The organism is Mycobacterium sp. 1164966.3 (assembly GCF_001665395.1).
In the GTDB taxonomy this organism is placed as follows: Bacteria; Actinomycetota; Actinomycetes; order Mycobacteriales; family Mycobacteriaceae; genus Mycobacterium.
Window position 1 is genome coordinate 42,202 of sequence record NZ_LZSG01000049.1, and the last position, 14,127, is coordinate 56,328.

General features: G+C 67.1%; 12 protein-coding genes. 6 read left to right on the forward strand and 6 right to left on the reverse strand.

The features are described from left to right. Positions 1-4: 4 nt before the first annotated feature. The 3 genes from A9W99_RS19070 to A9W99_RS19080 are packed head-to-tail and all read right to left on the reverse strand — an operon-like array spanning position 5 to position 1,203. Complete coding sequence (locus A9W99_RS19070; protein WP_067381607.1) at positions 5-511, reverse strand: DUF2617 family protein; 507 nt, start codon at positions 509-511, stop codon at positions 5-7. A 45-nt stretch (positions 512-556) separates the two neighbouring features. Then, positions 557-961, reverse strand: coding sequence for a type II toxin-antitoxin system VapC family toxin (locus A9W99_RS19075; protein ID WP_067381611.1), 405 nt, complete (start codon positions 959-961; stop codon positions 557-559). Then, entirely contained in the window at positions 958-1,203 is a 246-nt protein-coding gene (locus tag A9W99_RS19080) for an AbrB/MazE/SpoVT family DNA-binding domain-containing protein (RefSeq protein WP_067381614.1), read from the reverse strand. Before A9W99_RS19080 ends, A9W99_RS19075 begins: the two co-directional genes overlap by 4 nt. A 129-nt stretch (positions 1,204-1,332) precedes the next feature. On the opposite strand from A9W99_RS19080, the gene ruvC reads away from it, so the two are divergent. The 5 genes from ruvC (at position 1,333) to A9W99_RS19105 (ending at position 4,760) form a co-directional block, all read left to right on the forward strand. Then, positions 1,333-1,887 (forward strand): crossover junction endodeoxyribonuclease RuvC, encoded by a 555-nt coding sequence (gene ruvC / locus A9W99_RS19085; protein WP_067381617.1) that lies wholly within the window; start codon positions 1,333-1,335, stop codon positions 1,885-1,887. Further along, positions 1,884-2,477: a Holliday junction branch migration protein RuvA gene (gene ruvA / locus A9W99_RS19090; protein ID WP_067381619.1), complete on the forward strand. Its 594-nt coding sequence runs from the start codon at positions 1,884-1,886 to the stop codon at positions 2,475-2,477. The genes ruvC and ruvA overlap by 4 nt, the downstream gene beginning before the upstream one ends. Then, a complete protein-coding gene (gene ruvB, locus A9W99_RS19095) occupies positions 2,474-3,538 on the forward strand; it encodes a Holliday junction branch migration DNA helicase RuvB (RefSeq protein WP_067381622.1) in 1,065 nt (354 codons plus the stop codon). Before ruvA ends, ruvB begins: the two co-directional genes overlap by 4 nt. A 9-nt stretch (positions 3,539-3,547) precedes the next feature. Further along, the gene (locus tag A9W99_RS19100) at positions 3,548-3,934 is read left to right on the forward strand and encodes a DUF1304 domain-containing protein (RefSeq protein WP_067381625.1); all 387 of its coding nucleotides are present in this window, start codon (positions 3,548-3,550) and stop codon (positions 3,932-3,934) included. 133 nt (positions 3,935-4,067) lie between these two features. Continuing rightward, complete coding sequence (locus A9W99_RS19105) at positions 4,068-4,760, forward strand: hypothetical protein (RefSeq protein ID WP_067381806.1); 693 nt, start codon at positions 4,068-4,070, stop codon at positions 4,758-4,760. 58 nt (positions 4,761-4,818) lie between these two features. Here the strand turns inward: A9W99_RS19105 and car (A9W99_RS19110) are convergent, their stop codons facing one another. The 3 genes from car (A9W99_RS19110) to gabT all read right to left on the reverse strand — a co-directional run bounded on the left by car (A9W99_RS19110) (position 4,819) and on the right by gabT (position 13,499). Further along, the gene (gene car, locus A9W99_RS19110) at positions 4,819-8,292 is read right to left on the reverse strand and encodes a carboxylic acid reductase (protein WP_067381628.1); all 3,474 of its coding nucleotides are present in this window, start codon (positions 8,290-8,292) and stop codon (positions 4,819-4,821) included. A gap of 186 nt (positions 8,293-8,478) precedes the next feature. Further along, the gene (car, locus tag A9W99_RS19115; protein WP_067381632.1) at positions 8,479-11,952 is read right to left on the reverse strand and encodes a carboxylic acid reductase; all 3,474 of its coding nucleotides are present in this window, start codon (positions 11,950-11,952) and stop codon (positions 8,479-8,481) included. Positions 11,953-12,158: 206 nt separating this feature from the next. Then, positions 12,159-13,499: a 4-aminobutyrate--2-oxoglutarate transaminase gene (gene gabT / locus A9W99_RS19120; RefSeq protein WP_067381635.1), complete on the reverse strand. Its 1,341-nt coding sequence runs from the start codon at positions 13,497-13,499 to the stop codon at positions 12,159-12,161. Between the two features lie 175 nt (positions 13,500-13,674). Between gabT and yajC the strand changes: the two genes are divergently transcribed. Beyond that, positions 13,675-14,058: a preprotein translocase subunit YajC gene (gene yajC, locus A9W99_RS19125; protein ID WP_067381638.1), complete on the forward strand. Its 384-nt coding sequence runs from the start codon at positions 13,675-13,677 to the stop codon at positions 14,056-14,058. The last annotated feature ends 69 nt before the right edge of the window (positions 14,059-14,127 follow it).

Consider the following 14,127-nt stretch of genomic DNA (forward strand, 5'->3'; position numbering starts at 1 on the left):
CGGCTCACGGGTGCCAGCGGCTCGCGGTGCGGACCACGGTGCCGCCGGAGCCGGAGCAGTGCGGGTACAAATGCCACGTTTGCCAGCGCCAGCCGGCGCCGTCGGGTTCGGCGGCCAGTACCGTCAGCGCCGCCTCGTCTCCGGGGAACATTCCGCCCAGCCAACCGGTTTCGGCCGCGCAGCGCTCGCGGAGATCCGCGGCGATCCGGCGGAACGTCGCCTCATCGTGGGTCTCGGTGCGGGACTCCAGCGAGTAGCCCGGCGCGTCCGTGGACTCCGGCAGCTGGCCGTCTCCGCCCGCGGCGCACGAAACCTGTTCGGAGAAACGGCATCCCGGGTGATCCACGCTGACGACATGCGATGCGCCGAGGACCCCGAGTAGCAGTGCACCGCGATCGGGGTGGTCCATTCGGTAGGTCGCCAACGGCCGCGGCGCCGGCACATTGAGGGCGAGCCCGAGTTTCGTCCCGGATACGTCCGCCGGAGCCACGGCGAGGTGATGGAGTGGCACCGGCAGTTCCTTCCTTAGCGCGATTCAACGTAACAGCCTGGCTCGTCATGTCACGAACTCGAACTCGAGTTGCAACGCCTCGTATGTAGTAGCCGCCCGCACATCCCTGGTCAACAGTGTTGCCCCAGCAGCTTTGGCCGTGAATCCGACCAGCGCGTCGTATGCCGCGCCACCAGTGATACCGCGCTTGGCAAGGTGGTCGATCAAGCCGAGATGTGAGCGCGCGTCGAGCGTCAGGTAGTCGTTGGAGGTGACGTCCGCCAAGTAGGCGTGAACAACAACAGGATTAACGCGATGCGGCGGCGGAAGACGTGTCAAAACAGAATAAGTCTCCAGTACCGTGTGGGCGATCAAATGGACACCACGGTTGAGCGCATGCACCGCCGATTCGTGTGCCTCGTGCCATGTGGCGAATCCGGCAATGAGAACGCTGGTGTCTGGTGCCATCACCGCCGTACGCGATCAAGCGTTTCCCGAACGATCTCGTCGGTCAGCGGAGGCAGGGGACGTTCCGGTCTGGCGACGAGGACGGAACCGTCGCGAACCAGGTCGACGTGGGTGGGTGCCGGCTCAATCTCGATGCGGCCATCGCGCTCGGTGACCTCCACCTGATCATTGCCGCGCAATCCGAGGCGGTCGCGGATCCGCTTGGGGATCACCAAGCGCCCCGCTGCGTCAATGGTCGTACGCATGGTAGAAAACCTACCATTCACGACGCCGCCCTGACCGCGTGTCCTACCCGGCGCTGTCGGTGACGCCCGTTAGGCTATCGAACAGCTGTTCGTACCCAGAGCAATTTTCCTACCACGCGGGAGCAGACGATGCGGGTGATGGGCGTCGACCCCGGCCTGACGCGCTGTGGGCTGTCCGTCGTCGAAAGCGGAACCGGCCGGCACGTCGTCGCACTGGATGTCGATGTGGTGCGCACACCATCGAACACACCGCTGAGCCAGCGCCTGATGAGCATCAGCGACGCCGTCGAACACTGGCTGGACACGCATCGTCCCGACGTGCTGGCCATCGAGCGGGTGTTCTCCCAGCACAATGTGGCGACGGTGATGGGCACCGCCCAGGCCGGCGGGGTGATCGCCCTGGCAGCTGCCAAGCGCGGGATCGACGTGTACTTTCATACCCCCAGCGAGGTCAAGGCCGCGGTGACCGGCAACGGCGCCGCCGACAAAGCACAGGTCACTGCGATGGTCACCAAAATCCTTGCGCTGCAAGCCAAACCGACACCAGCCGACGCGGCGGACGCGTTGGCCCTGGCGATCTGCCACTGCTGGAGGGCGCCGATGATCGAGCGGATGGCCGCGGCTCAGGCGCTGGCCGCCCAGCAGCGACACGCCTACCTCGCCAAACTGAAGGCCGCGCGATGATCGCCTCGGTTCGCGGTGAGGTGCTCGAGGTGGCGCTCGACCATGTGGTGATCGAGGCCGCCGGCGTCGGTTACCGGGTGAACGCGACGCCGTCGACGTTGGCGACGCTGCGGCAGGGGACCGAGGCCCGGCTGGTTACGGCGATGGTCGTGCGCGAGGATTCCATGACGTTGTACGGGTTCTGCGACGGGGAAACCCGCGACCTGTTCCTGACGCTGCTGTCCGTATCGGGCGTCGGGCCCCGGCTGGCGATGGCAACGCTGGCCGTGCACGACGCCGCGGCCCTGCGGCTGGCACTGGCCGACGGCGACGTCTCCGCACTGACCCGGGTGCCCGGCATCGGAAAGCGCGGCGCCGAACGCATGGTGCTGGAGCTGCGCGACAAGGTGGGTCCGGCGGGCACTTCCGCGGGCGCACCCGCGGTCAACGGGCACGCGGTGCGCAGTCCCGTGGTCGAGGCTCTCGTCGGCCTCGGCTTTGCCGCCAAGCAGGCCGAGGAGGCCACCGACAAAGTCCTGGTCGGTGAGCACGCCGCGACTACGTCGAGTGCCCTGCGCGCCGCCTTGTCGCTGCTAGGAAAGTCGAAATGAACGCCGATCCCTCAGAATCCGCAGATCCCGAGGCGCGCGAGATCTCGGGGGCCCTGCTGTCTGGCGAGGGCGACATCGACGGCAGCCTGCGACCGCGGTCGCTGCGCGAGTTCATCGGCCAGCCGCGGGTGCGCGAACAACTGCAACTGGTCATCGAGGGCGCCAAGAACCGCGGCGGCACACCGGATCACATCCTGCTATCCGGGCCCCCCGGGCTGGGTAAGACGTCGCTGGCGATGATCATCGCCGCCGAGCTCGGCTCCTCGCTGCGGGTGACGTCCGGGCCCGCCCTGGAACGAGCCGGCGACCTGGCCGCGATGCTGTCCAACCTGGTCGAGCACGACGTGCTCTTCATCGACGAGATCCACCGGATCGCCCGGCCGGCCGAGGAGATGCTCTATTTGGCGATGGAGGACTTCCGGGTCGACGTGGTCGTCGGCAAAGGTCCCGGGGCGACCTCGATTCCCTTGGAGGTCGCCCCATTCACCCTGGTCGGCGCGACCACCCGGTCCGGGGCGCTGACCGGGCCGCTGCGCGATCGGTTCGGCTTCACCGCGCACATGGATTTCTACGAGCCCGCCGAACTGGAGCGGGTGCTGGCCCGCTCCGCCGGGATCCTGGGCATCGAGCTGGGCGCCGAGGCCGCCGCGGAGATCGCCCTACGTTCGCGCGGCACGCCACGGATCGCCAACCGGCTGCTGCGCCGGGTCCGTGACTTCGCCGAGGTACGCGCCGACGGGGTGATCACCCGCGACGTAGCCAAGTCCGCGCTGGCGGTCTACGACGTCGACGAGCTCGGCCTGGACCGGCTGGACCGGGCGGTGTTGTCCGCGCTGACCCGCAGTTTCGGCGGCGGACCGGTCGGGGTGTCGACGCTGGCAGTGGCGGTAGGGGAGGAGGCGGCGACCGTCGAGGAGGTGTGCGAGCCGTTTCTGGTCCGGGCGGGTATGGTCGCCCGTACCCCGCGCGGCCGGGTGGCCACCGCCCAGGCATGGACCCACCTGGGCATGGTTCCGCCCGTGGGGGTCAGCGGTTTCGGGCAGCCGGGCCTGTTCGACTAGGAGGCACTTGTGCTGATCGCAGGACTGGTGTTCGCCGGGCTGGCCGCCCTGCTGCACGTCTACATCTTCACGATGGAGTCGCTGACCTGGACTTCGGCGCGGACTCGCGCCACTTTCGGCACCACGCCCGAAGAAGCCGAGACCACCAAGCAGCTCGCGCTCAACCAGGGCTTTTACAACTTGTTTCTGGCGATCGTCACCGCTGTCGGCATCGCCGCGATCGCGATGGGGCACAAGGCCGTCGGAGCAGCACTGATCTTCGCCGGCGTGGGATCGATGGGGTTGGCGGCGGTGGTGCTGTTGATCTCCGCGCGGGACAAGGCGCGCGCCGCGTTGATCCAGGGTCTCTTCCCGGCCATCGCTGTGGTGCTGGTCGCGGCGGCTCTGGCGGCGTAACATTTCGCCACATCAATAACAATAGCCTCAGCAGCCACATTGGCCACGCCGCATGGTGTTTTGCGCGTGGCATCGCTGCTTCGGTGTCACTGAGGCCGGGTACTCCAGCGCGGTACCGAAGCGAGGAGATGTCATGAAAAACGTGGAAAGCAACCGTCCGGGCCGGCTGCGAATGCCGCGGTCGCGTGGCGCGGTGACAGGGCTGATCTTGGTCATTCTGGGCGCCTGGGGCGCGCTGATTCCCTTCGTGGGACCCCAATTCAACTTCGCCTACACGCCCGACCGTGCATGGGCGTGGACCGCAGCCCGGGGCTGGCTGGAGGTGCTGCCCGGAGCCGTGACGGTGGTGGGGGGTCTGCTGCTGATCGTCTCCGGGAACCGCGCAAGCGCGATGGTCGGCGGCTGGCTGGCAACCCTCGCCGGCGCGTGGTTCGTCGTCGGCGGCGCGATCGCCCCGGTGTTGCACCTAGGGTCCGTCGGCGACCCGGTTGCCAGCACGGATCGCAAGCGGGCGGCGCTCGAGATCGCGTACTTCTCCGGCCTCGGTGCGCTGATCGTCTTCCTGGGTGGGGCCGTGCTGGCCCGACTGGCCGTGCGGCTGGCCCGCGATGTGTACCCGTTGGAGCCTGCCGAATCCGCCGAATCCACGGCGCAACCGGCCGGTGAGCCCTACTACTCCGGTCTGGAAGAGCCACCGCGCGAGGTGTCGCCGGACGCCGAGACCCGGCCGCAAGTGGGAACCTCGCCCGCAGCCAAGAGGCCGAGGAGGAGTTTCCGCCGACAGCGCGAAACCGCGGCGGCCGGGTGGCCGCACCCGCAGAGCTGAGTCGCTCGTTGAGACGCAGGAGCTGCCGAAAATATTCGGCAGCTCCTGCGTGTCGGCGTCAGAGCAGGCCGAGCAGCTGTAGGTCGCTGATGTACTTGGCGATGATCGGCGGGGTGATGTGCGGAATGTCTTTGTCCGCACCGATTTTGGCGTCCTGGACTGCTGCGCGGAACCGGTCGGTGGGGGCGATCGATCCGTTGATGGGGTTTTGCGGTTTTTGGTAGTTGTGCAGCAGTGGCAACAGTGAGCTGTTGCGCTGTTTTTCGGGCAGGCCGCGCAGGGTGGTTTCGAAGCGCTGTAGCCATTCGCCGTAGTCGGCGATGCGCGCGATGGCGCAACCATCGTCGATGAGCCAGTCGACGAATTGGTCCATGCCGATGCCGTCGTCGTAGGGATTCATCACGTGATAGGTCTGGAACCCGTCCCGTGGTCCCAAAACGGTGATGGCCTCGGCGATGAATTCCACCGGCAGCCCGTCGTAGTGGGCGCGTTGACGGTTGCCCTCGGCGTCGAGTTCGTAGAACGAACCCGGAGCCACGCCGGTGGCGGCCAGGCTGAGCATCATGCGGGTGAACATGTCGGGCACGTTGAGCTGACCGGCCCAGGTGGTGTCGGCCAGGATCATGTCGCAGCGAAACACCGCCACCGGCAGGCCGCACAGGTCGTGGGCCTCGCGCAGTAGTACCTCGCCGGCCCACTTGCTGTTGCCGTAGCCGTTGGCATAGCTGTCGTCGATGCGCCTCGTCGCGCTGATCCTCCGGATGTCGGCGTCCTCGGTGAACTTGGCCGGCGCGATCTGGTCGCCCACCCCGATCGTCGAGGTGTACGTGAACGGCTTCTGCTTGCCGGTCAGTGCCAAGCGGATCAGCTCGGCGGTGCCCAGCGCGTTGGGGCCGAACAGTTCGCTGTAGGGCAGCACGTGGTTGACCAGGGCGGCGGGGTCGACGATCACGTCGACGGTGTCGGCCAGGCGTTGCCAGGTTGCGGCGTCCAGGCCCAGGTCGGCGTCGCCTTTGTCGCCGGCGAGCACTTCGAGGTGCACGGCCAGATTCCGGTAGTGGGCCAACAGCTTCGGGTCGCCGCTGGCGAACGTGGCGTCCAGTCGGGCGCGGGCCTCTTCATCGGACTTGGCCCGCACCAGGCAGATCACGGTGCCGTCGACCAGGGCCATCCGCTCGAGCCATTCCAGCGCCAGGTACCGGCCCAAAAAGCCGGTCGCGCCGGTCAGCAGCACGGTGCGCACCTCGGAACTCGGCGACGGCAGCCCAGGCGCGGCCGCCAGGGTTTCGGCGTCGATGAATTTGTCCAGGGTCAGGTCGGCGGCGTGTACCTCCACGGCGTCGCGGCCGTGCACCGAGGCGAAGGTGGGGCGCTTCGAGCCAGCGCGCTCGCCCTCGATGTAGGCGGCGATGGCACCCAGGTCGTTGGCTGGGGAGACGATGACGCCGACCGGCACGTCGATGTCGAAGATCTCGTGTAGCAGGTTGCCGAATGTCAACGCCGACAACGAGTCTCCGCCCAAGTCGGTGAAGTGGGCATCCGGTGACAAATCCGTGGCGGCGCTGCCTAGCAGCGCACCCGCGGCCCGGACCACGGTGTCGAGCACCGGCGCGGCGGCGCCACTGCGACGCAGCTCGCTCAACTCACTGGCCTGGCTGTCCGCCAGCTCGACGTACAGCCGCTCCAACCGCTCGCCGTAGTGGCTCTTCAGCTGCGGGCGTGCCAGCTTGCGGATGCCGGTCAGCAGACCGTTCTCCAGCGTCCACGGTGTGGTCTCGACGATGAAGTCACGCGGCACCTCGTAGGACTGCAGCCCGGCTTCTTTGGCGACGGTCTGCAGAGAATCGGCGATCGCTTGCTTCGACGCGTTCTCGTCGGTCGGCACGACAACGGCCAACAGGTACGCGCGGGCGCTGTTGCCGTAGAGGAAGATCTGCCGCACCAGCGGGCTGTTCCCGAACACCGCCTCCAGCTTGGACACGGTCACGAATTCGCCCTGGGACAGCTTCAGCACGTTATTGCGCCGGTCAAGGTAGACGAACTGTTCCGGGCCGACTTCGGCCATCACGTCGCCGGTGCGGTAGAAGCCGTCCTCGTCGAACACGCCCGCAGTAGTTTCCGGCCGCTTGTAGTAGCCGGGGAACAGGCTCTGGGTCTTGACCAGCAGCTCGCCGCGCGGGTGCGGCCGGTCGGTCAGGAAGTAACCCAGCTCGGGCACGTCGACCAGCTTGTAGTCGATTACCGCGGGCCGGCGGATGTGGTCGTCGATCAACACCATGCCGGCCTCGGTGGAGCCGTAGCCCTCGGTCAGATGGATGTCGAGTAGGGCTTCGACCCACGCTTTCATCTCGGCAGAGATCGGCGCCGAGCCCGTCAGCGCCGCGACGAACCGCCCACCGAGCAGGTCCTGGCGCAGCTCGGCCTTGACCTGCGCCTCCACGGCTTGCCGATCCGCGGAGTCGGTCGACCGCCGGTCCACCTCGCTCTGGAACCGCTCGAACAGCATGTCCCACACGCGGGGCACGAAGTTCAACTCGGTCGGGCGCACCAGCGCAAGGTCTTCGAGCAGCGTCGAAAGGTCGCTCTTGGCAACGAAATACGCGGTGCCGCCGTTGCACAGCGTGCCGTACAGCGCCTGACGGCCCATCACGTGACTCATCGGCATGAAGTTCAGCGTGATCGACGGATAACCGCCGGCTTGGAACCAGGCGCTGGACTTGCGCCAGAAGTTGGTCACCCGGCTCGCGGGGTACATGGCGCCCTTGGGCGCGCCGGTGCTGCCGGAGGTGTAGATCAGCAGGGCCAGTGCGTCATTGTCGACGGCGCCGGCGACAGCCGGGGCCGGCGGCATGTTCTGCTCGCGCTCGAGCACGTCGGCAAGTGTCTCGACGATCACCGGAGTGCCGGCCAAACGGGCTCGGGCGGCTTCGAGGGCTTCGCGATGTGCATCTACCTCGGCGTGGTAGTCGAACGCGATCAGCCGCGCCGGCGCGTGACCGGTGAGCACCAACTCGACGGCTTCGGCGAGGTTGTCGATGCTCGCGGCCATCAGCGCCGGCTCGGTCTCGGTGACGACGGGTCGCAGCTGAGCGGCCGTCGCACTGGTTTGCAGCGGGACCGATACCGCGCCGAGCACGGTGGCCGCCATGTCGATGGTGGTGTAGTCGACGCTGGAGAACCCGAGCACGCAGACGCGGTCGCCGGGCTCGACGACGCCCGTCAGCGCGCTCGCGAAGGCGTTGGTGCGGTCCCACAACTCGCGGTAGGTGACGGTCTCGAAGCGGGGGAGCACCTCCACGACGGTGCGCTCGGTCTCCGGATCTTCGACGAACTCCACCACACGCTGGCCCAAGGCCGGCCGATCGGCGTAACCCTCCATGACGGTCCGGATGATCTGCCGTAGCCCGAGGTCAGATCGCTCGACGGCCTTTGCGACCGCCGGGCTCGGCCTGGCAGCGGCGAACTGTGCGTCGTGGGCGTAGAGGTCCTCGATGCGGCGGGCAAGCCGTTCTGCACTGGTGATGGTCGACATAGCAGTTCCCCTTGTCGTGGTTGGGAGGTTTGAGTCTCGGTGCAGCGCTGCGATGCGCTTGACAAATAGAACGTTAGCAAAAGTAATTAAATTCCCAACAACGGATGCCGCTCGCGTGGTGTGAGATGTGTTACGGCGAGATGCGAAGGCTCCCGAAATTCTCGGGAGCCTTTGCGGGGGGCCGGATCAGAGCAGGCCGAGCAGGCGAAGGTCGCTGATGTACTTGGCGATGATCGGCGGGGTGATGTGCGGAATGTCTTTGTCCGGACCCACTTTCGCCTCCTGAACCGCCGCGCGGAACCGGTCCGTCGGCGCAATCGATCCGCGCACCGGCTTCTCTGGCTTCTGGTAGTTGTGCAGCAGCGGCAGCAGCGAAGCGTGACGCTGCTTCTCCGGCAGGCCGCGCAGCGCGGTCTCGAAGCGCTGCAGCCATTCGCCGTAGTCGGCGATGCGCTGAATCGCGCAACCATCGTCGATGAGCCAGTCGACGAATTGGTCCATGCCGATGCCGTCGTCGTAGGGATTCATCACGTGATAGGTCTGGAACCCGTCCCGTGGTCCCAAAACGGTGATGGCCTCGGCGATGAACTCCACGGGCAGCCCGTCGTAGTGGGCGCGTTGACGGTTGCCCTCGGCGTCGAGTTCGTAGAACGAACCCGGAGCCACGCCGGTGGCGGCCAGGCTGAGCATCATGCGGGTGAACATGTCGGGCACGTTGAGTTGGCCCGCCCAGGTGGTGTCGGCCAGGATCATGTCGCAGCGAAACACCGCCACCGGCAGGCCGCACAGGTCGTGGGCCTCGCGCAGTAGTACCTCGCCGGCCCACTTGCTGTTGCCGTAGCCGTTGGCATAGCTGTCGTCGATGCGCCTCGTCGCGCTGATCCTCCGGATGTCGGCGTCCTCGGTGAACTTGGCCGGCGCGATCTGGTCGCCCACCCCGATCGTCGAGGTGTACGTGAACGGCTTCTGCTTGCCGGTCAGTGCCAAGCGGATCAGCTCGGCGGTGCCCAGCGCGTTGGGGCCGAACAGTTCGCTGTAGGGCAGCACGTGGTTGACCAGGGCGGCGGGGTCGACGATCACGTCGACGGTGTCGGCCAGGCGTTGCCAGGTTGCGGCGTCCAGGCCCAGGTCGGCGTCGCCTTTGTCGCCGGCGAGCACTTCGAGGTGCACGGCCAGATTCCGGTAGTGGGCCAACAGCTTCGGGTCGCCGCTGGCGAACGTGGCGTCCAGTCGGGCGCGGGCCTCTTCATCGGACTTGGCCCGCACCAGGCAGATCACGGTGCCGTCGACCAGGGCCATCCGCTCGAGCCATTCCAGCGCCAGGTACCGGCCCAAAAAGCCGGTCGCGCCGGTCAGCAGCACGGTGCGCACCTCGGAACTCGGCGACGGCAGCCCAGGCGCGGCCGCCAGGGTTTCGGCGTCGATGAATTTGTCCAGGGTCAGGTCGGCGGCGTGTACCTCCACGGCGTCGCGGCCGTGCACCGAGGCGAAGGTGGGGCGCTTCGAGCCAGCGCGCTCGCCCTCGATGTAGGCGGCGATGGCACCCAGGTCGTTGGCTGGGGAGACGATGACGCCGACCGGCACGTCGATGTCGAAGATCTCGTGTAGCAGGTTGCCGAATGTCAACGCCGACAACGAGTCTCCGCCCAAGTCGGTGAAGTGGGCATCCGGTGACAAATCCGTGGCGGCGCTGCCTAGCAGCGCACCCGCGGCCCGGACCACGGTGTCGAGCACCGGCGCGGCGGCGCCACTGCGACGCAGCTCGCTCAACTCACTGGCCTGGCTGTCCGCCAGCTCGACGTACAGCCGCTCCAACCGCTCGCCGTAGTGGCTCTTCAGCTGCGGGCGTGCCAGCTTGCGGATGCCGGTCAGCAGACCGTTCTCCAGCGTGCACGGCGTTGTCTCGACGATGAAGTCACGCGGCACCTCGTAGGACTGCAGCCCGGCTTCTTTGGCGACGGTCTGCAGAGAATCGGCGATCGCTTGCTTCGACGCATTCTCGTCGGTCGGCACCACAACCGCCAACAGATAGGGGTGCGCGCTGTTGCCGTAGACGTAGATCTGGCGGACCAGCGGGCTATTGCCGAAGACCGCCTCCAGCTTCGCGACGGTGACGAATTCGCCCTGCGCGAGCTTCAGCACGTTATTGCGCCGATCGACGTACACCAGCCGGCCGGGAGCGACCTCGGCGACCACGTCGCCGGTCCGGTAGTAGCCGTCCTCGTCGAAGACGCCCGCAGTGGTTTCCGGTCGCTTGTAGTAGCCCGGGAACATGTTCTCGGTCTTGAGCAGCAACTCGCCGCGCGGGTGCGGCCGGTCGGTGGCGAAGTAGCCCAGGTCGGGCACGTCGGCCAGCTTGTAGTCGATCACCGGCGGGCTTTGCACCTCGCCGTCGAACAAGACCATCCCGGCCTCGGTGGAGCCGTAGCCGTCGAGCAGATGCATCTCGAGCAGGGATTCGACCCACGCCTTCAGGTCGGGCGACGTGGGCGCCGAGCCTGTCATCGCGAAGATGAACCGGCCGCCCAGAAGGTACTGGCGTTGCTCGTCCAGGACCTCGGCTTCGGCGGCCGCGCGGTCGTAACCCTCGGCCACCCGGCGCTCGACCTGGCGCTGATACTCCCCATACAGCGTCTCCCAGATCCGCGGCACGAAGTTCAGCTCGGTGGGCCGCACCAGCTCGAGGTCTTCCAGCAGCGTGGAAAGGTCGCTCTTGGCCGCGAAGTACGCCGTGCCGCCGTTGCCGAGCGTGCCGTAGAGGATGCCGCGTCCCATGACGTGACTCATCGGCATGAAGTTCAGCGTGATCGACGCGGCGGTTTCGCCGAACCAGTTCCTGCTCGAACGGCACCACATCTTGCCGACATTGCTCTGCGGATACATCGCACCCTTGGGTGCGCCGGTGCTGCCGGAGGTGTAGATCAAAAGCGCCAGCGGGTCACCGTCGGGAACCGCTACCGGCTCAAGAACCGCAGGAAGCCGCTTCCCGCGGTCGAGCACCTCGTTCAGGGTTTCGACGCTCACGCCGGTGTCCGCCAGACCTGCCCGGGCGGCGTCGACGGCGTCGCGCTGGTCGTCGACCTCGGCGTAGTGGTCGAACACCAAGAGCTTGGCCGGCGCGGGCCCGGCGAGGATCAGCTCGACCGCCTCGGGCAGCTGGTTCACGCTCGCGGCAATGATGCGGGGCTCGGTCTCGGCGACGATGGGCTGCAGCTGGGCCAGGGCCGCGCTGGTCTGCAGCGGAACGGCCACGGCGCCCGTCTTGGCCAGCGCCACGTCGATCGTGGTGAAGTCGACGCTGTTGAAGCCCAGCACGGCGACGCAGTCGCCGGCGCGCACACCGTCGTCGGTCAGCGCCCGGGCCAGGGCACCGACGCGCTCGTCCAGCTCGCGGTAGGTGATGGTCTCGAAGCGGGGGAGCACCTCCAAAACAGTGCGTCCGGTCTTCGGGTCCTTGACGAACTCCACCACGCGCTGGCCCAGGGCCGGCCGGTCGGCGTAGCCCTCCAGCACGGTCTGGATGATCTGCGGCAGGCTCAGGCCCGGCTGCTGTACGGCCGCGGCGACCGCGGGGTCGGGTCTGGCTGCGGCGAACTGCGGGTCGTTGGCGGTCAGGACTTCAACGCGGCGCTCGAGCCGCTGGTCAGTAGTAGTCGACATGGCAGTTCCTAGCGATTGCTGAGAAATCGGGGTTCGTGCGCCACGCTGCGCTGACGAAATAGAACGTTACTCAAGCTAATGGTATTCCGCGATAGGCGGGCCCTGATAATCGGCTGTGAGTCGCGGGCGCCGGCGACTACGCCGAACGTGCAACCACGGCGACAAACTCGGCGAACATTCTCCTTGAGAGCACGCTCGGCGACGGGTCAGAGGTCGGCGAGCAGCCCGGCCATGACGTCGAGGCCTTCGGTCAGTAGCTCGTCGCTGATGACCAGCGGCGGCAGCAGCCGGATGACGTTGCCGAACATGCCGCACGTCAAGACGATGACACCGGCTGCGTGCGTTGCGGTGGCCAGTTTCAAGGTCAGCTCGGGGTCGGGGTCGGCGGTTCCGGACTTCACCAACTCGATGGCGATCATCGCGCCGCGACCGCGCACGTCGCCAATCCGGTCATCGGCGGCCTGCAGACGGGTCAGCCGGTCCATCATCAGCCGTTCGATCTCCTGAGCACGCTGGACCAGGCCGTCGCGCTCGATGGTCTCGATGGTGGCCAGGGCCGCCGCGCAGCAGACGGGATTGCCGCCGAAGGTGCCGCCCAGGCCACTGGGGTGCGGGGCGTCCATGATCTCGGCCCGGCCGGTCACCGCCGACAGCGGCAACCCGTCGGCGATGCCCTTGGCGATGACGATCAGGTCGGGCTCGATGCCTTCGTACTCGCAGGCGAACATCGCGCCGCTGCGCGCCAACCCGGTCTGCACCTCGTCGGCGATGAACACCACGTTGTTGTTGCGGCACCAGTCGAGCAGGGCGGGCAGGAAGCCCTCGGCCGGGACGATGAAGCCGCCCTCTCCCTGGATCGGCTCGATGATGACCGCGGCCAGATTGTCGGCGCCGACCTGCTTTTCGATGAAGCTGATGGTCCGGGCGGCGGCCAGTTCACCATCGGTGGCCAGCTCCTTGTCGAGCAGGCCATCCCGGTACGGGTACGACAGCGGGGCCCGGTAGATCTCCGGCGCGAACGGACCAAAGCCGCTCTTGTAGGGCATGGACTTGGCGGTGAGCGCCATCGCCAGGTTGGTGCGGCCGTGATAGGCGTGGTCGAACGCCACCACCGCGGTCTTGTGGGTATAGGCACGGGCGGCCTTGATCGCGTTCTCGACCGCCTCGGCGCCGGAGTTGAACAGCACCGAACGCTTCTCGCCGCTGCCCGGCGTAATCCGGTTGAGCTCCTCGGCGACGGCAATGTATTCCTCGTAGGGCGTCACCATGAAGCAGGTGTGGGTGAACTCGGCCACCTGTTCGCGGACGGCATCCACCACCCGGGGCGCGGAACTGCCGATCGTCGTGACGGCGATGCCCGACCCCAGATCGATCAGCCGGTTGCCGTCGACGTCTTCGAGGATCCCCCCGGCCGCGCGAGTCACGAATACCGGCATGGTCACCCCCACGCCGTGCGACACCGCCGCCACGCGGCGTTTGGTCAGTTCCAGCGATGCGGGACCGGGGATTTCGGTGACCAGATGGCGAGTCTGCTCGAGGCTGGCCACTAAATCCTCCTCACCGCGGGCATGCCCGCTGCCGCCAAAGAAAACGCAAACAAAGCCTAGCCGTTAGGCAGTGTTTCCGGCGGGCCGCAGCGGGCGATCGAGGCCTCGCCGCCCGGCCTGACAGACTGGACGGGCACACTGGACGGTTGACGAGGTACCGAAAGATAGGCCACCGATGAATAGCTTGGTTTTGTTCCTGCCGTTCCTGCTCATCATGGGCGGGTTCATGTGGTTCGCGGCGCGCCGCCAGAAGCGCGCGATGCAGGCCACGATCGATCTTCACGACTCTTTGAAGCCCGGGGACCGGGTGCACACCACGTCGGGCCTGGAAGCCACCGTCACCGCCATCACCGACGACACCGTTGACCTGGAAATCGCGCCCGGGGTGGTGACCACCTGGATGAAGCTGGCGGTGCGCGACCGGATCCTGCCCGACGAACCCGATTTCGACGACGCAGACGATCTGGACGGCATAGCGGAGGCAGCCGCGAGTCCGGCCGACGGCCCCAGCGCGCCCGAAGCGGCGGCAACCGAGAGCCGCGCGAGCAAGGATTCCTGACCCAGGGACTCGCCGATAAGGCGCTTGCCCGAAGGGCATGTGAACGCGACACGTAGTCTTTTCGGAGGC

Bases quoted from the DNA above. Each gene is read 5' to 3' on its own strand.
- A9W99_RS19080 (WP_067381614.1), bottom strand. From the start codon at position 1,203: ATGCGTACGACCATTGACGCAGCGGGGCGCTTGGTGATCCCCAAGCGG.
- ruvC (WP_067381617.1), top strand. From the start codon at position 1,333: ATGCGGGTGATGGGCGTCGACCCCGGCCTGACGCGCTGTGGGCTGTCC.
- ruvA (WP_067381619.1), top strand. From the start codon at position 1,884: ATGATCGCCTCGGTTCGCGGTGAGGTGCTCGAGGTGGCGCTCGACCAT.
- ruvB (WP_067381622.1), top strand. From the start codon at position 2,474: ATGAACGCCGATCCCTCAGAATCCGCAGATCCCGAGGCGCGCGAGATC.
- A9W99_RS19105 (WP_067381806.1), top strand. From the start codon at position 4,068: ATGAAAAACGTGGAAAGCAACCGTCCGGGCCGGCTGCGAATGCCGCGG.
- car (WP_067381628.1), bottom strand. From the start codon at position 8,292: ATGTCGACCATCACCAGTGCAGAACGGCTTGCCCGCCGCATCGAGGAC.
- car (WP_067381632.1), bottom strand. From the start codon at position 11,952: ATGTCGACTACTACTGACCAGCGGCTCGAGCGCCGCGTTGAAGTCCTG.
- yajC (WP_067381638.1), top strand. From the start codon at position 13,675: ATGAATAGCTTGGTTTTGTTCCTGCCGTTCCTGCTCATCATGGGCGGG.